This window comes from Marinospirillum insulare DSM 21763 (assembly GCF_000686905.1).
Classification (GTDB): Bacteria; Pseudomonadota; Gammaproteobacteria; order Pseudomonadales; family Halomonadaceae; genus Marinospirillum; species Marinospirillum insulare.
Window position 1 is genome coordinate 1 of the sequence record NZ_JMLW01000021.1, and the last position, 21,258, is coordinate 21,258.

General features: G+C 46.1%; 13 protein-coding genes, 1 tRNA gene, 1 rRNA gene and 1 pseudogene. 10 read left to right on the top strand and 6 right to left on the bottom strand.

What is annotated here, in order from left to right; translation table 11 throughout:
• Nucleotides 1–94, bottom strand: a 16S ribosomal RNA gene (locus BP27_RS0109475); the annotation flags it as partial.
• A gap of 532 nt (nt 95–626) precedes the next feature.
• Between BP27_RS0109475 and BP27_RS0109485 the strand changes: the two genes are divergently transcribed.
• From BP27_RS0109485 to BP27_RS15860, 3 genes are all read left to right on the top strand, one after another.
• Nucleotides 627–1,850: a GGDEF domain-containing protein gene (locus BP27_RS0109485; protein ID WP_027851352.1), complete on the top strand. Its 1,224-nt coding sequence runs from the start codon at nt 627–629 to the stop codon at nt 1,848–1,850.
• 3 nt (nt 1,851–1,853) lie between these two features.
• The gene (locus BP27_RS16780) at nt 1,854–2,525 is read left to right on the top strand and encodes an SOS response-associated peptidase (RefSeq protein WP_027851353.1); all 672 of its coding nucleotides are present in this window, start codon (nt 1,854–1,856) and stop codon (nt 2,523–2,525) included.
• 81 nt (nt 2,526–2,606) lie between these two features.
• Entirely contained in the window at nt 2,607–5,360 is a 2,754-nt protein-coding gene (locus BP27_RS15860) for an insulinase family protein (RefSeq protein WP_160169835.1), read from the top strand.
• 1 nt (nt 5,361) lies between these two features.
• On the opposite strand, the gene BP27_RS0109500 is transcribed toward BP27_RS15860, so the two are convergent.
• From BP27_RS0109500 to BP27_RS0109510, 3 genes are all read right to left on the bottom strand, one after another.
• The gene (locus BP27_RS0109500) at nt 5,362–6,552 is read right to left on the bottom strand and encodes a multidrug effflux MFS transporter (RefSeq protein WP_027851354.1); all 1,191 of its coding nucleotides are present in this window, start codon (nt 6,550–6,552) and stop codon (nt 5,362–5,364) included.
• 93 nt (nt 6,553–6,645) lie between these two features.
• The gene (gene sbcB / locus BP27_RS0109505; protein ID WP_027851355.1) at nt 6,646–8,109 is read right to left on the bottom strand and encodes an exodeoxyribonuclease I; all 1,464 of its coding nucleotides are present in this window, start codon (nt 8,107–8,109) and stop codon (nt 6,646–6,648) included.
• Between the two features lie 3 nt (nt 8,110–8,112).
• Complete coding sequence (locus BP27_RS0109510; RefSeq protein ID WP_084324570.1) at nt 8,113–10,563, bottom strand: phosphoketolase family protein; 2,451 nt, start codon at nt 10,561–10,563, stop codon at nt 8,113–8,115.
• Nucleotides 10,564–10,745: 182 nt separating this feature from the next.
• Between BP27_RS0109510 and BP27_RS0109515 the strand changes: the two genes are divergently transcribed.
• A complete protein-coding gene (locus BP27_RS0109515) occupies nt 10,746–13,427 on the top strand; it encodes a DUF349 domain-containing protein (protein ID WP_027851357.1) in 2,682 nt (893 codons plus the stop codon).
• A 70-nt stretch (nt 13,428–13,497) separates the two neighbouring features.
• On the opposite strand, the gene phbB is transcribed toward BP27_RS0109515, so the two are convergent.
• A complete protein-coding gene (phbB, locus tag BP27_RS0109520) occupies nt 13,498–14,235 on the bottom strand; it encodes an acetoacetyl-CoA reductase (RefSeq protein ID WP_027851358.1) in 738 nt (245 codons plus the stop codon).
• Nucleotides 14,236–14,478: 243 nt separating this feature from the next.
• Between phbB and BP27_RS0109525 the strand changes: the two genes are divergently transcribed.
• Nucleotides 14,479–14,555: transfer RNA gene (locus BP27_RS0109525), tRNA-Met, on the top strand.
• Nucleotides 14,556–14,744: 189 nt separating this feature from the next.
• Here the strand turns inward: BP27_RS0109525 and BP27_RS0109530 are convergent.
• Nucleotides 14,745–14,948 (bottom strand): helix-turn-helix domain-containing protein, encoded by a 204-nt coding sequence (locus BP27_RS0109530; protein ID WP_027851359.1) that lies wholly within the window; start codon nt 14,946–14,948, stop codon nt 14,745–14,747.
• A 153-nt stretch (nt 14,949–15,101) separates the two neighbouring features.
• Here BP27_RS0109530 and BP27_RS0109535 point away from each other — a divergent pair, with 153 nt between their 5' ends.
• The 5 genes and pseudogenes from BP27_RS0109535 to BP27_RS15865 all read left to right on the top strand — a co-directional run.
• Nucleotides 15,102–15,341 carry a hypothetical protein gene (locus tag BP27_RS0109535; RefSeq protein ID WP_027851360.1) on the top strand — a complete coding sequence of 80 codons (240 nt, stop codon included), beginning with the start codon at nt 15,102–15,104 and terminating at the stop codon, nt 15,339–15,341.
• The gene (locus BP27_RS0109540) at nt 15,334–16,560 is read left to right on the top strand and encodes an Arm DNA-binding domain-containing protein (protein ID WP_027851361.1); all 1,227 of its coding nucleotides are present in this window, start codon (nt 15,334–15,336) and stop codon (nt 16,558–16,560) included. Before BP27_RS0109535 ends, BP27_RS0109540 begins: the two co-directional genes overlap by 8 nt.
• A complete protein-coding gene (locus BP27_RS0109545) occupies nt 16,553–16,816 on the top strand; it encodes a hypothetical protein (RefSeq protein WP_027851362.1) in 264 nt (87 codons plus the stop codon). The genes BP27_RS0109540 and BP27_RS0109545 overlap by 8 nt, the downstream gene beginning before the upstream one ends.
• A 188-nt stretch (nt 16,817–17,004) precedes the next feature.
• Entirely contained in the window at nt 17,005–20,460 is a 3,456-nt protein-coding gene (locus tag BP27_RS0109550) for a class I SAM-dependent DNA methyltransferase (RefSeq protein WP_027851363.1), read from the top strand.
• Nucleotides 20,461–20,608: 148 nt separating this feature from the next.
• Nucleotides 20,609–21,205, top strand: a pseudogene (locus BP27_RS15865) (IS630 family transposase); the annotation flags it as partial.
• Nucleotides 21,206–21,258 lie beyond the last annotated feature (53 nt).

The following is a 21,258-nucleotide window of genomic DNA, read 5'->3' on the forward strand; positions in this document are numbered from 1 at the left end:
AGCAAGAAGCAAGCTTCTCCTGTTACCGCTCGACTTGCATGTGTTAGGCCTGCCGCCAGCGTTCAATCTGAGCCATGATCAAACTCTTCGGTTTAAAATCATAGTGTCACTTAAGGTGACTAATCTTGGCTCAAGGTTTCAAACGAATACTTGAATCTCAACCTGTCTAGTAAACTAAACCTGTCAAGCTTCTTATAAGCGCTTGCCTTGATATCTTGTGACTTCATCACAAGCCATCCCGCAAGCGCCCACATGAATGTTCCTGATGCTTCATTCTTAAAGAGCGGTGACTCAAAGTAGCTAGTCAATCAATCTAAACAAGCTGCTGAATCAGAGGAGCGTAGTCTACAGCGTTTCGCCCCAGTGTCAAGCTTTGTTTTCAAATTCTTTAAAAGAAATACCTTTAAAAACAATCCTTTACACCCCTTGCCAAAGCTTTTTTAACCGCTTATTTCTAAGCGCTCCCTGACAAGAGAGGCGTATTATAGGCACTAACTTTTTAAACGCAAGGGGTTTTTGTAATTATTTTACACTACTGCACTTTTCTACTTAAGTCTTTATACTCGCAAACCATTGGATTAGTAGAATTGCGTTGATTTCACCCCTACAGACAACAAGGATTTACTGTGTACTATCGCCTTATTTACACCTTGCAGCTGTTTATAGCGCCACTTAGTTTGGCGGCTGGTTGCTTTGCAGTTATCAAATTACAGCTTTTACCTGAATCTCTACATAGCTTTAGTGAATTGCTAGTTTGGGTTTTTGCTGTAACGGGTGGTCTACTTGCATTGAGTTATGCGCGTACACGGGTTTTGTTTGCATTATTACTGGTTCTGCTCAGCTACTGGCTACTAGAGCAACAGGTACAACAACCCAGCCTACATAGCACTAGCGCACCTATTAATCTTGGTGCACCTTTATCTTATCTATTAATCAGCCTTCTTTTACCTCTATTACTTACTTTAAACTCGCTTTGGTCTGAACGCTTCCACTTAATGCACGACCTACTGCTAAGAACCCTGGTCTTCTCTTTTTGCTGCATTATTTTTTATGCAATCTCCCAAAGCTTCCCACTTCAGTTAAGTGATGCTTTGTCTACCACTTACTTTCCTTCTATTTATGTGAACCACCTAGGTTTAGCGCAACTACCTTTGCTTACGTTTTTTGTTTGTATTTTTATCTTGTTAATTCAGCTAATACGCAACCCTCAGCCCTACCTTGCAGCCCAGCTGACTGCCCTTATCTCTATGGTACTCATGCTGCAGTGGTTTCATCAGCCACTAACACCCACCTTAGTTACTTTAGCTGCGCTACTAATGTTAAGTTTGGCTGTTTTACAAGAAGCTTTTCAAATGGCTTTTCGTGATGACTTAACTGGCCTACCAGGTCGACGAGCTCTTAACGAACGTTTGCAGCGCCTTGGTCGCAACTACAGCTTAGCAATGGCTGATGTCGATCATTTTAAAAAGTTTAATGATACCTATGGGCATGATTTGGGTGATCAAGTGCTTAAAATGGTAGCCACACAACTTAATAAAGTTAGTGGTGGTGGCAAAGCCTATCGCTATGGTGGCGAAGAATTTACTCTAGTCTTCCCTAGTAAAAATTCTGAACAAGCACAACCCTATTTAGAAAAGCTGCGTATTGCCATTGAAAACTACCAAGTTAAAATTCGAGAAGAAGCTAAAACCGCCAAGTCTAAAACTGATAGTGTCTCAGTTACTATCAGTATGGGAGTTGCTGAACGTAGCTCTAGCCTCGCCACACCTGAAGATGTTATTAAAGCTGCAGATGAAGCTCTTTATAAAGCTAAGGGAGCTGGTCGTAATCAAACGGCCATTTACAAATAAGCTATGAGTGGACGTTTAATAGTTACCCCCTACAGCGCCGAACAAGAGCTAGGTAAGCCTATAGTGCAAATGAATCCACTTCGTACTGGATTTAACTTAATACCCACTAACACCCTGTCTATTTTGCGCTGGCAAGATAAACACTTAACACAAGACGATGCTTTTTGGAGCTTCACCCCCGGCTGGATGAAGCAGCTTAATGAGGCACCTTATATTCTTCGCAGTGAAAAGCTGGCTACTAGCCCTATGTACCAAGAAAGCTTTAAAAAGCAACGCTGTATTGTAATTGTTACTGGTTACTATGTATGGGTAGCAGTCAATCGAGGTAAACACCCTTTTGCAATTCGCCGCCCGCATAATCGCCCTTTCTTTTTAGCTGGCCTTTGGACTCGTTACCCTGTCGCTCCAGGAAGAGCTTATGATTCTTTTGGTTTAATAAGTGTGGATGCAGACCCTTGGTTAGCAAAGCTTGCGACCCGTGTACCACTAAAACTTACAGCTAGCCAAGCACTTGAGTGGCTTAATCCTAAAACTGAAGACTCAAACTTAATGGAACTCCTCTCCCTAAAAGATGACGAACTAGAAGCTTACCCTGTCAGCCAGCTAGTAAATGACCCAGCTAATCAAAGCAACTTAGTAATCTCACCTATTGCAGATCGTTTAATTAGAAAATAAGTAGAGCTAACAATGAAAAAAATAGTTAACTTTTTTACCCTTATTTTACTCCTCATCACCTTCAGTGGTTGCACTTCTCTTATGTCACAACTCTCAAGCAATTCAAATCAACCCATCACCAGCCCAAACGACCAAAAAGACTACCTTAACTTTCAGCTTAACAACGGCTTAAAAGTTTTAGTTGTGAGTGATCCAACAGCAGACAAGGCTGCCGCTTCTATGAACATTGCTGCGGGCAGCTATCACGAACCTAACGCTTGGCCTGGACTAGCACACTTTTTAGAGCACATGCTTTTTTTAGGTACTGAACGCTTCCCAAAACCTGATGCCTACCAAAATTATATTAGTCAACATGGTGGCAGCCATAATGCTTTTACTTCTGCTAAAGACACCAACTACTTTTTTGATATACAACCAGAACATTTAGACCCAGCCCTAGAACGCCTCTCACAGTTTTTTATTGCACCCTTATTAAGTCCTGAATATTTAGAAAGAGAAGTTAACGCTGTTCACTCTGAGTGGAGCGGCACTTTGCAAAACGATGCTCGCTTACGCTTAACAGCTTTACGTCAAGCTTTTAACCCAGCACATCCAGCAGCACGTTTCAGTGCAGGTAACAAAGAATCTCTAGACATTACCAGCGATGAAATGCGCCAAGCTTTACTCGATTTTTACCAAACCTACTACACTACAGACCGTATGACTCTTGTAGTACTAGGTAAACAGCCAGTTAATGAGCTACGTGATTTAGTTGAACAGCACTTCTCGGCCATCCAGCAGGGTAGCGTAACACCAGACCCTATTTGGCCTAATTTATTCACTCAAGAACAACTACCAGCCCAAGTTGATTACCTACCCTTGCGCCAGCAACATCAACTGCTTTTGCTCTTCCCTATTCCAGATCAAACCGCTAACTACCAAAAAAAAGCCGACCATTATTTAGGCGGACTTCTAGGGCATGAAGGAGAAGGTGGTTTATTAGCCACTTTAAAAGCTGAAAACTGGGCAACTAGCCTTTCAGCAGGCACACAAATGAGTAACGGCAAGCAAGCGTTATTCTCAATTAGCCTAGAACTAACCCCAGAAGGCGATAAAAACAGACAAGAAATTCTTGCCCTAGTTTTTAATCACCTAGCATTAATAAAAGAACAAGGCATAGAAGCTTGGCGCTACCAAGAAGATGCTCAACTAGCCAGCAACGCCTTTCGCTTTGCAGAGTCCACCAAAGCCAGCAGCCTAGTTACTCATTTAGCTATGAATCTTGCACGCTACCCAACCCAAGATGTGCTAAGAGCCCACTATTTATTCGATGAGTTTGATCCATTACTGATAAACAACCTGCTAGATCAACTCACACCCCAACGCTTACTGGTTGTGCGCACCAGCCCAGAGGTTGAAGCCAACCAAACTGGCCAATGGTTACCTGCCAAGTTTAGTATTAATCAATTATCTTTAGACCTGAATAAAACTCAGACCAAGCTGACCACCCAACTACCACCAGCCAATGACTACTTACCCTCTAACCTTGCTTTAAAAAAAGGTAGCTCGGTAAAACAACCCCAAGCACTAATAAAAGAACAAGGCCTAGAAGTTTGGCATGGCCTAGATACCAGCTTTAAAGTACCCCGTGCACAAGTTTATATCAGCTTGCAAAACCCAGAAGTTACCACCAACCTAGAAGCTAGACTCTTAGCTCAGCTAGCGGCTAGCTGGTTAAACGACCAACTGAATGCTCCTGCCTACCCAGCACGTTTAGCTGGACTCAACTACAACATTTACCCTCATGCACGCGGACTAACCCTCGCCTTAGGTGGTTTTAATTCAGAACAACCTAGGCTGATTAAACTAATGCTGCAAGAGTTACAAGCCGCCAAGGTGCAAGAAGCGCAGTTCGCACGCCTAAAGCAGCGTTTAAAGCAAAACCTCCACAACCAACAAAAAGATCGCCTAGTACAGCAACTAATACGTCAACTTTATAAAGATGCAGTAGCGCCGGGTAGCTGGAGCCTAGAAGAACAACTCGCCAGTTTAGAAAAACTGAGTACAGCCGAGCTTAGTTATTTTTTAACTCACTTTAGCCAAGAGCTCTATGTCCAACTTTTGGCTTGGGGCAATATCACATCAGAAGAAACCCTAGCCTTAAGCACACAGGTAAAAAGCCAGCTACAACCCAAACTAAATGCTTCAGATGTTGATCTTATTAAAACTAAACAAATACCAGACGGCCAATGGAGCAAAAAGCTAAAACTAGACCACAACGACCGAGCATTGCTCTTTTACATTCAAGCCAAAGACACAAGTCTTGAAGAAGAAGCCAAACTACGTCTTGTGAACCAGTTACAGTCAGCCGCATTTTTCCATGACTTAAGAACCCAGCAACAACTAGGCTATGCAGTATTTAATAACCACCTGCCTTTAGCTCAGCAGGCAGGCATTTTTTATTATGTTCAATCACCTAATAACGAACCCGACTACCTAGCCGAAGCGATAGAAGCTTTTTTACGCCAAGACAAACAGCGCATAGAAAAACTACCCAGTAAAGACTTTCAACAACACCAACTCAGTGTTATCAACAACCTATTGCAAGCCGACCAGCGCCTGAGTGAAAGAGCACAGCGTTTATGGCAAGAAATAGGGAATCAACGCCAGGACTTTGGCCGTAGAAAAGCCTTAGCTGACAGCATAGAAAAGCTAGATCAGCCAAGCCTATTAAAATTTTATGAAGAATTAATTAATCGTTACCGAGGCACTTACCTACTAGGTACTACGCCAGAAGCCCGAGGTAATCCCTTACCCGGCATGCCAGCAGCTACAGAGAGTTGGTCTGCTGAATAGCTTATTCCGCAAGGGTTAAACCACGGTGAAGCAAATACCTTAGTGTAATTCCTATTAAAGGACTAGCTGCCATTACCCCTAACAAGGGTAGTGGCGAACCATCACCTAAGATACCCACAGCACCACCTGCTAAAGCACCCATCATAAAACCACTGGCATTCATCACTGCACTGGTAGTCGCTGCACTTTGTGGAAAATACTCAGCAGCACTCGCCATACCATTAGCAATAATTAAACCCTGCATACCAATAAATAGCATAATCAATGCCACGGTCACCCACAGTGGCAGGGGTACAATAATAAAAGCTAAGAGCAAAATGCTTGCAGTTACTAATTGCATACTCTGCCCAAAACTTAAAATCTGCAATGGGCTGAATTTATTTAACAAGTGCACATTCAAACGATTACAAGCAATTAAAGTAAGAATATTTAAACCAAACACCACTGGAAAAAGCTGAGCACTTACCCCGTAATACTCCATATACAACAAAGAAGAACCAGTAATAAAAGCAAACATACTAGCCTGGCTAAAAGCCGTAGCAGCTAAAAAACCTAACACAGGTCGGTGTTTTAAAACTTCTAAATAACGCCGTAAAGCATTTTGGCTTGGCCCCGTGGCTTCCCGTTTAGTTTCTGGCAATTTCCAAGCCAGCATCAATAAAAGCAAAACCCCATACACAGCTAAGGCAACAAAAATACTGCGCCAGCCACTAACTAACAACAAGCCACTACCTAAAAAAGGTGCAAACAAAGGTGCAGCCATCATAATGGCTACCACTCGCGAAAGTGCTTTAGCCGCTTCTCGTCCACTATACAAATCTCGAATAACAGCCATGGTGTTAACCACACCCAAGCCGCCACCTAAAGCTTGTAGAAGCCTCGCTATCCAGAGCAGTTCTATGGAATCGCTAACCCCAGCCATTAAGCCACCCAGTATATAAAGACTGAGCCCACTAATAATGGTTGCACGGCGACCATAACGGTCAGACAAGGGCCCGCCTATTAGCTGCCCTAATGCAAAACCCACTAAAAAAACACTTAAAGTTAATTCAATTTGATGGATAGAAACGCTCAAACTAGAAGCAATTTCAGGCATGGCAGGCAGGTAAGCATCAACCGCTAAAGGGCCAACCGAAATTAGCCCAGCAAGCATCCAAATAAAACCACGGTTTGACGTTTGTTTTGTATTCATAAAAGACTCTCATGCTAACTAGGTTTAAATAGATTTAAGCAACAAACCTAGACTAAAGAGTCTAGTTTACACCTCTAAAGCAAACATTAGATACTATTCCATAAACTGCAAGGGCAACATCGACTCAACCCAAAGCTGAACCTCCTGTAATAAAAACATTTGCTGGTCTTCTAAACTTTGCTGGCTTAAGCGAATCAGCTCATCTTGCAAGCCCTGTAAAGTTAAGCTTGAGGTGGCGGGTGAATTAAAACGCTGCCAACGAAACTCATCCCAGCGCTCTCTTTCAGTTGAAGTTAAGTATTCTGGCCAGTTACGTGCTCGGTAACGAAACAGCATTTCTTCACAACGAGAATCATCAAAAGCTAAATCTAGTTCTTCTAACGCCTCGGCAGAGGTTGCACGAATCTGTTGAAAGCGTTGTTTGTCATCTGTTGAAAAAAAACTCCCAGAATAAAGCATTAAGTCAGGATCACCCGCATCTTTAAAACCACCCTGTCCATCTGCAAAAACCTGCTGAACTTTACTGACAAAAGCCGCATCTACACCTCGCAACTGCTGCCAATGGTCTTCATTTTGCTGCAAGTTAATGCCATGCTGCTCAGCAATAGCCGGTTCCATAGCCTTAACAGGCAACACCACAGGGCAGCGATTTAAATGAATCAGTTTTAAAGGAATACGACTTAAACCTTGTTGTTCTAGGTCTGCATTACTAACAAAAACACGTTGAGCAATGGCTTCTGCCGACAAGGTTAAAAGTGCTTGTGGATTTTCAGACAAGTCATAAACAATCACCCCATTAGGGTTACTCGGATGACGTGCTAAAGGCAGTACCAAAGCTGCACACCCACGGCTAGCAGGAAAGCGGCTAGAAATATGTAGAAAAGGCTTAGGGTCATCTAAGTTAATGGCCTTAGCCACTTGTTGCTTACCACGCATATTAAATAAGTGATCAAACAACCTGGGTTGCGCCTTCTTTAATAACTTAGCTAACTCAAGGGTTGCTCTTACATCGGCCAAAGCATCATGTGCTGCCTCACCATGCTCAATGCCATTAGCTGCCGTTAAATCTTCTAGCTTAAAGCTAGGCGTGCCATCTTCTTTGCGTGGCCAGTTAATGCCTTCAGGGCGCAAGGCATAAATAGCCCTAACCACGTCGATTAAATCCCAACGTGAATTACCGTTTTGCCATTCCCTTGCGTAAGGGTCAATAAAATTACGGTAAAACAGGTGGCGCGTGATTTCATCATCAAAACGTAAAGAGTTATAACCCACCACACAGGTGTTAGGCTGGCTCATTAATTGATGAATAGAACCCGCAAAATCTGTTTCAGCCAAACCATTCGTTCTTGCTTCTTGCGGTGTAATACCCGTAATTAAAACCGCCATTGGATGAGGCAAAAAATCATCGGCTGGGCTGCAATAAAACATTTCAGCTTCACCTATTTGATTAAAATTCTCATCAGTGCGTATTGCCCCAAACTGGCTGGGGCGATCTAAACGCGGATTAGCGCCAAAGGTTTCATAATCATGCCAAAGAAAAGTAATCGGTTGCTGCATAACTTAGCGTCCTAAAGGTAGTAGTTCAGTTAAAGGGCGCTCCCCTTGCAAGGCAGCCACTTCATTTTTTGTTAGCCACTGGCTTAAGTCTTGTTTAGCCAGTTCAGCCAGCTTGGCTAATAAATGTGCCCAGCTACAGCCATTGGATAATAACAAGCCATGCACATCTAAAGTTCCACCACGGTTGATATAGCCAAGCGCTGCTGTTTTATCCACACCCAAATCCAAGCCACGCAAATGCCCTAATAAAACTTCTGGGCGAGTATGAGTTAAAAATACTCTAGCCTGCACACTGCTGGGGAAAAGACTGTTACGCAACTCATCACTGGCTTGCCAAGCAGCTTCGTGTTTATCTCTAGGTGTGCGGAAGCGGCCAGGCTCTTGCAAGTAAACCAAAGAGGCCGCAACGCCTTTTTCTGCTAAACGCTGCCAGGCTTTTAAACCCTGTTGAAGCTGATAAGCGCCCACCACCACCAACTGCAAAGTAGCTTGAGGATCACCCTCCACACAAATTGCACCATCTTTACTTAATTGAGTGGCTTGTTCAGGTGTTAAATAAGCAGGCAAACCCCGCTTAGGAACCACCAGGTTAGCAATTTGCCCTGTGTGCTGGTAAACCTCTAATAAAGCAGCGCCAGCCGAGTTAGCATCTGCAGGAAAAATCACCCTTGCCACATCGCTCATTTCACCTAGCAAAGCTTCTGCTAGGGTTGAGTCTTGGTGGGATTGCTCGTTTTTACCGTTTTCCCACAGGTGCGAACTAGAAATAATCGCTACTGAGCGCCAGCCAGGCTGCTCCCCAGCTTCTTTTTGATGCCTAGAAAAAATAATTTCTTGACGCAAAGCCCCCAGCATTTTTACTGAAAAAGCTTCATAAGAAACCGCCAAATTTAAACCACCTTTATTGGCCAAAGCAGCACTCACTACCGCTTCTTCATTGAGCGCAGTAATCACGCCACCATCTAAAGCTTCATCTTGTGAAAACTCTGGTGAAACAACCCGATGCTTTAACTTAGCCAGCGTCAAGCTCATATTATTGCTCGACATTTCATCAGGGTTACCCACTCTTACCCTGAGCTTAGGGTTCATTTTAATGAGCGCACAAAATGCCACATCAACCGATGCCATAGGTGAATGCAAGCGCCCATCCGCTGGAATCCAAGGGGCTTCTGGCATCACAGGGCTAGCCACTTGGCGCACAGCTAAGGGATGGTCTTTTTCTTGAAGACGTTTTTGAGCAGCGTGTTGAGAAAAACTAACTACGGCTTCTTGTAAACTTTCTGGTGACTGCCATAAGCGTGCTGCACCTTCGTTAAACAAACGCAAAGACTCAGCATCGTTAGCAGGATTGCCTGGCAAGGGCGTGCCATGAGCTCGGTTAGTACCAGCACCCGGAAAGCCGTAGCCCTTATCTGATTCGGCTACTAAATAAGGTAGGCGTGCTGGGTAAGAACGATCGCCTCGCTGTATAGCCGCTGCCTCATCTTCTAACCACTGTTCACCTATTAAAATACCCCAAGCAAAAGCAGCTGGGTCTTGCCCATCAATAACACTCGGCTCAAAACCCTGCTGCTCTAAATGCTCGGCAAACCAGTCTATACCACCCTGCATCATCATAGTGGTTCGTTGATCAATACGGCGACCATTAGCAATCATAATGGGCACCACCCAGCCAGTATCTTCAGCACGCCACCACAAGGGCGACCAATCACTGCCACGCTGCTCTTCAAAAGCACCGTCAGATAAAAAAGCCACTAAACGCTCATCTTTTTCACTGGCATGCACATACTGCAAAGCGGTAAAGCCTAAATAACCACCTTCACTCACTGCACCCGCAGTATTCACATTCAAATGGCTACCTAAGGGCGAGGCAGGCTTACCTTCATTGGTTAACTCATAAGAGTAAAAATCTTGTACAAACTGATTTAATGACTGTTCAGACCAGCCGGGATACGCCGTTGCATGGCGCTCCTTTTGATTACCTAATAGCAAGTTCACACTGTCGATAGCAGAAACACAGTGCCCTTGTTCCATAATCCAAGAGCGCGTATCGCCACTCAATAAATTCGCCAGCATGTAACCCACATAAGCCGGCACCATATTTAAAGAACCACCGGTATGGCCTTGTGGGTCAGCTTTAAAATCAGCAGCAGTTAAAGGCTTACCTTGAAGATCTACCCGTTTGGCATAGGTAGAATGCACCACCAACCACATAGCCGCATTAGCTAACCTATCTGCTGCTTTTAATTTTTCTATTAAAACTGAACGATCTTGACCTTCTGCCACCAGCTTATCGAGCAACTGAGCAACTCGAACCTGAGTTAAATCTTGATGAATAATGACCCCTAAACCAGCCGCCCAAGCAGCAAACTCAGGGTCGCCGGAACGCAATCGCTGCGCCTGATCAGACACATGACAAACATCCATCTTAGCTACAGAAAAATGAGCAGACATAACAACTCCTTAATATACTTCAACTTATTCTGCGCTACCCGCGACTTCATCTGCTAGAATGTACGACTTATCAAAGATTGGGGTAGTGCTTGTTTTGTTTAGTCTAAGCCTCCTGACGCAGCTTTGCACCAGACCTACTGGTTGTTTTATATCATTTTTTTGTAGCAAGGGCCGCCACAACCATGAATGCGCTGTTCATTAGAATTGCACCGTTTTTATTTAAACCATCGCTAGACCACCAGAATCCTAAAATCCGGTTACTAGCATTAAATCGCCTAGACCTCAGTGCTGATCAACAACAGAGCACTGTGCTTAACTGGCTAAAGCAAGAAGAAGACCAGCAATTGTTAAAGGAAGCACTCGCACGCTTTCCTAACCAGCAAAAGCTTATTGAACTGCTTAACCTTAGCCAGCCCAGCAGCCAGCTTAACCAAGCACTTAGCCAGCACCTAGAGCTTACACTGCTAAAAGACACCCAGCTTAACAGTGAAAAGCGTCATACACTGGCGTTACAAATTACCGACCCAGCGCTTTTGTTAAAAATAATTCAACAGGCCGAAACGCAAGAACTACGCCTTGCTTTATTAGAGCGACTAGAAGCCACAGAAGAAGACTGGCTAGACCTTGCCCTAAGCAACAGCTTAGCTAGAGTTCGCCAAGCAGCAGCTGAAAAAATAACCTCAGAAACTGCTTTAGAGCAACTTATTAAGCAAGCCCAAGGTGACAAGAGCGTAAACCGTATTGCTAGAGAAAAGCTCAACGCCTACCGCGCAGCACAACAAGCAGAAGCTGCAGCCGCACAAGAACGCATCCAGCTATTAGAACAGCTACAAAAACTTGTTTCAGTGGGTGATCCAACCCTATACGAAGCACGCTTCGAGCACCTAACAAACCAATGGCAAGCACTAGAACTAGCAGAAGATGCTCAACTCACCGCGCAATACGAACAGCTAAGTCAACAAGCCAAAACGTTTATAGCCAAAACTCAAGCTGAAGAAGCCCAGCGCCTAGCCAAGCAAGCTAAACAAGAACAAGCCAAACAAGAACAGAAACAACTTCTACAAACCTTGTTTGAGTTAGTAGAAGCCCTGCTTGCCCAACCCGCGCAACTAGAGCAGACCGCAACCAACCAAATAGCCGCCGCTTGGCAAGCAAGCCTAGTAGAAAACACACCCAGTAAAAGTGATCAAAAAGCCTTTGATCAGCAGCTTGCACTAGCAGAAGAACTAACCGCTTGCTCTTTGGCATGGCAAACAACCCAGCCACAACTAGCCGATTTATTAGCGGCTATGAGTGACCAGCCCAACCCAGCAGAACTAGACCAACTCAGCCAGTTAATTGCTAGCATTAACTGGCATAAAAACCTTGCCACACCCGAACTAATGGAACAAGCCAAGCAGCGCTTAATTGCCAATAACCAAGAGCAAAAAACAGCGCGTCAGGCAGTGGAGCAAACCAAAAAACTTAACCTTAACCGACTAGAACAAAACCTTACCCAGCTAGAACAACTGGTTAGTTTAGGGCAAAGCCGTGAAGCCATCAGGCTTCATCAACAACTACAAAATGAAGTAGAGCAGCTAGCAAACAACCATCGCCTGGCCGCTGTTTACCGCAGCTTAAATGCAAAAATAGCTGAACTTCGAGACTGGCAAGGCTATGTTGCTGCACCTAAGCGCGAAGCCCTTTGCGAACAAATGGAAGCCCTAGCAGCAGATGACGAAATGCTGCCACAAGTAAAGGCAGACAAAATTCAAGCACTTCAACAAGAATGGCGCGAGCTAGGCTCAGCCGCAGCCAATAAACCTTTGTGGGACAGATTCAAGCAAGCCGCAGATACCGCCTACGAGCCATGTAAAGCTTGGTTTACAGCACAAAATGAAGTGCGTGAATACAACCAAAAACAAAAAGCCATTATTTGTGACGAGCTAAAACAACTAGCCTCTAACCAAGGCCACCTAGCCATGGAAGAAGAACAGCTAGATGAACTACTTAAACTGGTACATGAAGAATGGCACCGCTTTAACCCAGTTAACAGAGTTGAAGGAAAGCAACTTGCCCAACGCTTCCAACAAGCCATAGCACCTATACGTGACCAACTCTATCAATTGCGCCAGCAGCATGCAGACAACAAGCGACAGCTAGTGGAAAAGGCCAAAGAGCTACTTAATAGCGAAGACCTACAAGCTGCAACAGAAACCAGCAAACAAATTCAACAAGAATGGCGTACTCTGGGCACAGCACCGGGCAGCCTAGAACACCAGCTTTGGAAAGAGTTCCGCACCCACTGTGATGCACTCTTTAAGCAGCGTGATGAACAAAGAAAAAACCGCCTAGAAGAACGCTTACAACGCTTTGCACTAGCCCGACAACAACTAGCCGAAGCCAAAGAAGCCCTTGCTACAGGTGAAGAACAACTAGCCGCCAAGCTACTTAAACAAGCCGCTGGCCTACGCAATATTCCCAAAAAGGAACAGGAAAACTGGCAGGCTGAACTCGATAACCTAAGTGAGCAATTGCAACGTCTTGCCCAGCAAAAAGCACGTAGAGGTTTAGCTCAAAAATTAAGCAGCCTAATAGAAGCCCTACCCGAAACAGGTGAACCAGAAGACCTAAAAGCAGCTAAGCGCCTGATTGTTGAGTTAGAACTATTAACAGGTGTACCTGTAGCAGCAGAAGATCAGCAACTACGCCTTAAACTACAAATAGAACGTATGAACTCAGGGCTAGGTTCACCAACCGAAGAAAGCACTCAGAAAGAAATTCAACAGCTATTAGAAGCTTGGAAAATAATGGGTGGCAGTAAAACCAGCCAGCTTAGCCCACGCTTAATGGCAGCCATTGAGGCTTATCAGAACCCCAGCTAAGCCTTTAATTAACACCAATAAAAAAGCCCAGATAAAATCTGGGCTTTTTTGTTTCGCTCTTAAGCAAAACCTAGTGCATGAACTGACCACCATTGGCAGAAATGTTCGCACCAGTAATAAAGCTAGATGCTTCATCAGCCAAAAATACCACTATACGCGCAATATCTTCAGGCTCACCAAAACGACCAACAGGAATTTGCGCACGAATACCTTCACGAATTTTTTCTTCAATTTTCATGATCATATCCGTAGCAACGTAACCAGGTGAAATAGTATTGACCGTCACACCCTTACGCGCACCTTCTTGTGCCACAGCTTTGGTAAAGCCATGAATACCCGCTTTAGCAGCAGAATAGTTGGCCTGACCAAACTGGCCCTTTTCTGCATTAATAGAAGAGATATTAATAATACGACCGTAGGCTTGAGTTAACATACCGTCAAAACAAGCTTTAGATGTATTAAACACGCTGTCTAGGTTAGTGGAGATCACATCGCGCCACTGATTAGCTTCCATACGCTTCATGGTAGCGTCACGCGTAATGCCTGCATTATTGACTAAAACAGAAACCACACCATACTTCTCTGTGATTTCTGCATGGCTTTTTTGAACTGAGTCAAAATCACCCACATCAGCATAGCTAATGGCAATATCAAAACCTGCAGTTTTTTGTTCTTCTTGCCAAGCTTTAGCTTTTTCTTCGTTAGAATAACCGGCCACCACCTGGTAACCCGCTTTAGCTAAAGAACGACAAATTTCGGCACCAATGCCGCCCGTACCACCTGTAACCCAGGCCACACGTTTTTGCATAGCAAACTCCCTCTGTTTAACACTAGGTCTAGAAAAAACTTCTAAACTTAGTGCCTGATATACTTACATTAATACAGGTTTAGTATTTTTATACCTGCTCAACCGCGCAAAATAAACTGCCTTTTATTTTTATTATATTCGTTTTATCGCATCTACAAGTTACACTGTTAGCACACTTAAGCCAAGCTTCTTTAGTATTAGGTTGACAGGTGAAATAAACAGGCTATACTGTGCAAACTTTGATGCGGGGTGGAGCAGCATGGTAGCTCGTCGGGCTCATAACCCGAAGGTCGTTGGTTCAAATCCAGCCCCCGCTACCAAATATTAAGAAGGCGAATCAATGACTTAGTTGATTCGCCTTTTTTCGTTTCAGCTCCAAAATCCTCAATGTGGCAAAATGTGACAGATTTTGTGACAAGTTTCTTAGTTGAGAGCCATTCTAAGATTTTTTTATGACCTTAAGGTTACTTGAAACTCCTGACCGTAAGTCATTCCCCCGCTCCCTGCGTCTAACCCTTCTTACGCTCCAGCAAGTCCCCAACCTCGCAATCAAATAGCTCGCATAGCTTATCTATAGCGTCCAAATCGATTCGCTGCGCCGTTTCTTTATACAACAGCGTAATGGTATTCCGATTCAAGCCTGTTTCTCTCGCCACATCAGCAATTTTCATTTTGTGCTCGCCCATCAAGCGCGCAAGGTGACACTGAACCATTAAAATATCGCTCCAGATAATAAAATATCATCCTGAATAGCAAAAAAAGCTTGCAAATGTCATTTTGTGAGCTAGAATGTTATTCAGGATGGCATTATGCCATTAAGGATGTTTTTCCAGCATTCAGGATAACACCAACAAGAGGCCAAAGCGATGACTACACAAAACACCTATATGACCACTGAAGAGCTATCAGAACGCATTAAGTATGACCCTAGAACCATTCGGCAACGCTTAAAGGATAGCGTGCTAATTGAAGGTCGACATTACATACGCCCCTTTGGTGGCCGCAAGATTCTCTATATCTGGGAAGTCATTGAAGCAGACATGCTTAAGGGGCAGGAGGAAAGCTTCAGCATCCCCATGGCTAATGGAGCTGAGTGCCATGGGTAAGGTTCGGGCGAGGCCAGAAACAGGCAACCTCTATCTGGACTTTAACTATCAGGGTGTCAGGTGTCGTGAGCAAACCGCTTTGCCGGATACGCCCAGCAACCGAAAAAAGGTAGAGGCCCTCCTGAAGCGGGTTGAAGCATCAATCGTTCTGGATCAGTTCGATTACGCAGAAATGTTTCCGGGTAGCAAAAATGCTCAGAAGTTTATGAGTGCAGATGATGCAATCGCTACTACCGCCAAAACACCTAAAGTGCAGAAAGCGCGTAGGCAATCAAGTTTGCCCACCGTTGCCCAGTTTGCTGAGCAATGGTTTCAGGAGCACAAGGTCGAGTGGCGCAATTCACATACGCGCAATGTTCGGTCACTGCTGGACAGCTCCATTATTCCTTTTTTTGGCAAGAAGGCGTTGGATCAGGTTAGCAAGGCGGACCTGCTTGCTTTCAGGACACTTGAGGCTGCCAAGAAGGGGCGTGATGGAAATGAGTCACTGAGTCCCAAGACTCTCAACAACCGCATGTCGATGATTCGAAAAATTTTCGAAGAGGCTTCTGATCGCTATGAGTTTGATACACCCTACCGAAACATCAAACCACTGCGGCTGAGAAAAACTCACATCGAGCCTTTCTCTCTGGGAGAAGTTCATCGAATTCTGGATAACGTACGGGAGGATTTCAAAAACTATTACGCAGTGCGCTTTTTCTCGGGGATGCGAACTGGAGAAATCGATGGGCTTAAGTGGAAGTTTGTTGACTTCAAAAATCGTGTGATTCTGGTTCGAGAGACCTTGAGTCAAGGGCAGACGGAATACACCAAAACGGATGGTTCTCAACGCGAGATTCCGATGTTTGGGCCGGTGTATGAAGCTCTGAAGAACCAGTATCAGTCGACAGGCAAACTCAGTGAGTATGTGTTCTGTAACACCAAGGGAGAGCCACTGGATCACAACAATGTGACCAAGCGTGTCTGGTATCCGTTACTACGCTATCTAAACCTGGATAAGCGCCGCCCTTACCAAACACGGCATACCGCAGCCACCTTGCTACTGGCATCCGGTGAAAACCCAGAGTGGGTTGCCCGTGTGCTGGGCCACACATCCACTGAAATGCTTTTTAAAGTTTACTCGCGCTACATCCCTAACCTAACTCGTATGGATGGCAGTGCTTTTGAAAACCTGGTCACGACCAGTCAAACAACACCTAAGGAGGTGAGCAATGGCTAGATCAATGGTTTGGGTAACCCCCACCGCAAAAGAAATGGCTTATGAACTCATTATGGAGCTGCGCATTAAGCAGGGTCGTGGACTGTCCATCTTTTTGGGATGTCCGATTTCTTACGACAACTACTCAGCTATTCAGCAATGGGTTCAACGTCTTATGACCGAAACTCAGATGGCCAGGAAGAAACTGACAGAAACAGAAATTCGGAGCCGGTTTTTGGACAGGATTCCACTGCACTTACAGGGGGTGATTGACTAACTGGTAAAGTTTTCGAAACCACATTAAGACTGCAAAAGAGCCATCTGACAGGAGTGGCTCTTTTGTGGTTTTCAGATTCCATATCTAGAACCTATAAAACCGCCCACTCAATCGCCTCTTGCCCTTCATGGTTGCCACGATTTGGTGTAAGTTATCCAAAACGAATCGGATATAGGAAGCCACAGCACATGAGTGCAAACACGGATCAACTGCCACCATTACCCAGCACTGAGCAAGTCAACGAATTCCTAGAACGCTGGAAATCAGCCACCGGCACCGAGCAAGCCAACTTCCCCCCGTTCATCACCGAACTCTGCCAGCTACTCGGTCTGCCCACGCCGGATCCCGCCTCAGACACTCAGGAAGACAACGCCTATGTGCTAGAGCGCCGGGTTGAAATCAACAACCCCGATGGCAGCACCAACAAAGGCTACATTGATCTTTACCGCCGTGGCTGCTTCGTCATGGAAGCCAAGCAAACCGGCAAGGCACTGGAAACCCAGGGCTGGGATAAAGCCATGCTGGCAGCCCACAACCAGGCCGACCGCTATGTTCGTGCCCTGCCAGCCGACGAAGGCAAACCGCCGTTCATCGTCGTCACAGATGTCGGGCGCACCCTGGAGCTGTATTCAGAATTCACCCGCACCGGCAGCACCTATGTGCCCTTTCCCGATCCCGGACACCACCGCATCAAACTGGAAGACCTGCGCCAGCCCGAAATCCAGAAGCGTCTGCAAACCCTCTGGCTTTACCCCGACCACCTGGACCCCAGCAAACACGCCGCCCAGGTCACGCGCAAAGTCAGCGACAAGCTCGCCACCCTTGCCAAATCGCTGGAACAGGATGGCTACGAAGTGGAACGGGTTGCCCACTTCCTCAAGCGCAGCCTCTTCACCATGTTCAGTCAGGATGTCGAGCTGCTGCCCAAAGACAGCTTCACCCGCCTGCTGGAAGAACTGAAGGAAGAACCCGATGCCTTTATGGATTCCCTGCAGGAACTCTGGGAAAGCATGAACGAAGGCCGCTTCACCGGCCTGCTCAAAAAGAAGATCAAGAAGTTCAACGGCGGTCTGTTCAAGAACATCAACCCCATTCCCTTGAAGCCCGATCAGATCCAGTTACTCATCGATACCGCCAAGGCCGACTGGCGTTTTGTGGAACCGGCCATTTTCGGCACGCTGCTGGAACGCGCACTGGACCCCAGAGAAAGACACAAGCTGGGGGCCCACTACACGCCCCGCGCCTATGTCGAACGCCTGGTCATGCCCACGCTGATCGCCCCCTTGCGGGAAGAGTGGCAGACCGTCCAGGTGGTCGCGCAAAACCTGATCCAACAGGGCAAAGACAGCAAAGCACTGGAAGAACTGCAGAAGTTTCACCACCAGCTTTGCGAAACCAAGGTGCTGGACCCCGCCTGTGGCAGTGCCAACTTCCTCTATGTTGCCCTGGAACACATGAAGCGGCTGGAAGGTGAAGTCCTCAACCTGATCAGTGATCTCAGCCAGGGGCAAGTGGGAATGCAAGCCCAGGGCTTCACCGTCGACCCTCACCAATTCCTGGGGCTGGAAATCAACCCCCGTGCCGCCGCCATTGCCGAAATGGTACTCTGGATTGGTTACCTGCAATGGCACTACCGCATTCACGGCAAGCTGGATTTACCCGAACCCATCCTGCGTGACTTCAAGAACATTGAATGTCGCGATGCCCTGATCGAATATGACAGCAAGGAGCCCCAGCTGGATGAACAGGGCCAGCCCGTCACCATCTGGGATGGCATCAGCTACAAAACCAGCCCCACCACCGGCGAACTGATACCCGACGAAGCCCAGCGCACCACCGTTTACCACTACCACAACCCGCACAAAGCCGAATGGCCCCAGGCCGATTACATCGTGGGCAACCCGCCGTTTATTGGTAACAAAAGGCTCAGAACTGCCCTGGGAGATGGCTATGTTGAAGCCGTGAGGAAAGTCTATAAAGGGGAAGTACCGGAATCCGCTGATTTTGTTATGTACTGGTGGCAACTGGCTGCGCTAGAAGTAAGCCACGGCGAAGCCAAACAGTTTGGTTTTATCACCACCAACAGCATCAAACAAACCTTTAACCGCCGTGTGCTGGAACCCCACCTGAATGACAGCAAAAAACCGCTTTCACTGGTCTTTGCCATTCCCGATCACCCCTGGGTGGATGGAAATGATGGCGCGGCAGTTCGCATTTCAATGACAACGGCGATGCCCGGCAATACTTCTGGGACTCTAACTGTTGTCACTAATGAACAGGATGCAGAGGATGGCAGCAAAACCGTTCTACTAAAAAAAGTGCAAGGCAGGTTGTTTTCTGACCTTTCTATTGGTGCTGATATTAGTAGCTGTAACGGTTTACTATCCAATTCATTGATTAGTAATAGAGGAATGATTCCCCACGGCGAGGGCTTTCTTGTTGACTGGAAGCAAGGAAAGCAGCTTGATAACGGCACACTAATTCGACCCTACCGCAATGGCAGAGATATTGCTGCAAAACCTAGAAACATCTATATCATTGATACCTATGGGCTTGATCAAAATACGCTTCGATCTGAACACCCTGACTCTTGGCAATGGCTCTTCGACAGAGTCAAACCTGCGCGTGACCAAAACACACGTAAATCCAGGCGTGAAAACTGGTGGCTATTTGCAGAAAATCAGCCACGATTGCGCGCCTCAATCCAGAACTTAACTTGCTATATAGCTACAATACAAACCGCGAAACATAGACTCTTCACTTATCTTAGTTCAGAAATACTCCCTGATGACAAACTTATTGCTATTGCACTTGAAGATAGCTGTTGGCTTGGTGTCCTCTCCAGCAAGATCCACATGTTATGGGCAATTGTAGCTGGCGCAACCTTAGAAGACAGGCCTGTTTATAATAAAAATGATTGCTTTGAAGCCTTCCCTTTTCCTGAAACCACACCAGAACAAGCCATCAGAATCGGTGAGTTGGCAGAAAAAATCGACCAACACCGCAAGCGCCAGCAGGAGCAGCACCCCGATCTGACGCTGACCAATATGTACAATGTGCTGGAAAAACTTCGGCTGGAAGAACCCCTGACCGCCAAGGAAAAAACCACCCACGAACAAGGGCTGGTTTCTCTTTTGCGTGAACTGCACGATGAACTGGATCGGGAAGTCTTTGTCGCCTACAGCTGGGAAGACCTGGGTGAAAAACTGGTCGGCCTGCCAGGTGCCACCACTCCACTACCTGATAAACCAGAAGCTCAGGCTGAAGCCGAAGAAGAACTGCTCATGCGCCTGGTCGAACTCAACCACCAACGCGCCGCAGAAGAAGCCCAGGGCAAAATCCGCTGGCTTCGCCCTGAATACCAAGCACCGGATGAACAGCAAGACACCATCCAACTGGATACCACCCAGGCAGAAGCCGCACCTGCCGCAAAAGCCGAAACCGCCAGCAAACAGACATGGCCCAAAGGCATGGCAGAACAAGTCACCACCGTGCGCCAGCTACTCGCCACCGCACCCCAGACCACCGAAGCCCTGGCCAGCAACTTCAAACGCAAGCCAACCAAATCAGTGGAACAAGTGCTTCAAGCACTGGAAGCCCTGGGGCAGGCAAGGCAAGAAAATGAGCTTTGGGTTCTGAACTGATAAACTAAATCGCAGGGTAGTTTTTTACCCTGCTTTGTCCAACCTCAAAGCGATTCTTGTGCAAGAAGGTTTCAAAGAGAGGAAAGCTTAAACCCTCACTTAGAATCACATCTCGAACTATCTGTATTTCCGCAGGGTGTGTGCGATGCCCTATAATGACTTCTTTGTTCTCTCGATTGATGAAAAAACGCAAATTCAGGCACTGGACAGAACCCAGCCCAACCTTCAACTGAGACCGGGGCAGATTGAGCGCCAGACCCATGATTACAAGCGGCACGGTACAACAAGCCTTTATGCTGCACTGAACGTTTTGACTGGGCAAGTGATAGGCAGGGTGACCAAGCGCCATAGAGCCAAAGAGTTCATTGAATTTTTACGCCAGATCGAACGCAACACACCGAAAGATCAGGATCTGCACATCATTTTGGATAACAGCTCGACTCACAAAACGCCTGAAATGAAAACATGGCTGAAAGAGCATCCACGCTTCCAGCTTCATTTCACCCCCACCAGTGCTTCATGGCTGAATACCGTCGAAAGCTGGTTTGGACAGCTTGAACGTCGGGCACTGTATCGCGGTGTTTTCAGCAGTGTAGGTGATTTAGAAAAGGCACTTCGCAATTACATTAAGGTTCATAATAAAGAGCTTGCCAAACCATTTTGCTGGACTAAAACGGCTGAATCCATCATGACTTCGGTGGCCAAGGCAAAGAACAGTGCTATTAACGTAAAGTTATCGAATTAAACAAACGGAACACTAGGGCAGCTTTCAGAAAGCCTACTGCAGGTTACTGAGGC

Bases quoted from the DNA above. Each gene is read 5' to 3' on its own strand.
- BP27_RS16780 (WP_027851353.1), top strand. From the start codon at position 1,854: ATGAGTGGACGTTTAATAGTTACCCCCTACAGCGCCGAACAAGAGCTA.
- BP27_RS15860 (WP_160169835.1), top strand. From the start codon at position 2,607: ATGTCACAACTCTCAAGCAATTCAAATCAACCCATCACCAGCCCAAAC.
- BP27_RS0109500 (WP_027851354.1), bottom strand. From the start codon at position 6,552: ATGAATACAAAACAAACGTCAAACCGTGGTTTTATTTGGATGCTTGCT.
- sbcB (WP_027851355.1), bottom strand. From the start codon at position 8,109: ATGCAGCAACCGATTACTTTTCTTTGGCATGATTATGAAACCTTTGGC.
- BP27_RS0109510 (WP_084324570.1), bottom strand. From the start codon at position 10,563: ATGTCTGCTCATTTTTCTGTAGCTAAGATGGATGTTTGTCATGTGTCT.
- BP27_RS0109515 (WP_027851357.1), top strand. From the start codon at position 10,746: ATGAATGCGCTGTTCATTAGAATTGCACCGTTTTTATTTAAACCATCG.
- phbB (WP_027851358.1), bottom strand. From the start codon at position 14,235: ATGCAAAAACGTGTGGCCTGGGTTACAGGTGGTACGGGCGGCATTGGT.
- BP27_RS0109530 (WP_027851359.1), bottom strand. From the start codon at position 14,948: ATGGTTCAGTGTCACCTTGCGCGCTTGATGGGCGAGCACAAAATGAAA.
- BP27_RS0109535 (WP_027851360.1), top strand. From the start codon at position 15,102: ATGACTACACAAAACACCTATATGACCACTGAAGAGCTATCAGAACGC.
- BP27_RS0109540 (WP_027851361.1), top strand. From the start codon at position 15,334: ATGGGTAAGGTTCGGGCGAGGCCAGAAACAGGCAACCTCTATCTGGAC.
- BP27_RS0109545 (WP_027851362.1), top strand. From the start codon at position 16,553: ATGGCTAGATCAATGGTTTGGGTAACCCCCACCGCAAAAGAAATGGCT.
- BP27_RS0109550 (WP_027851363.1), top strand. From the start codon at position 17,005: ATGAGTGCAAACACGGATCAACTGCCACCATTACCCAGCACTGAGCAA.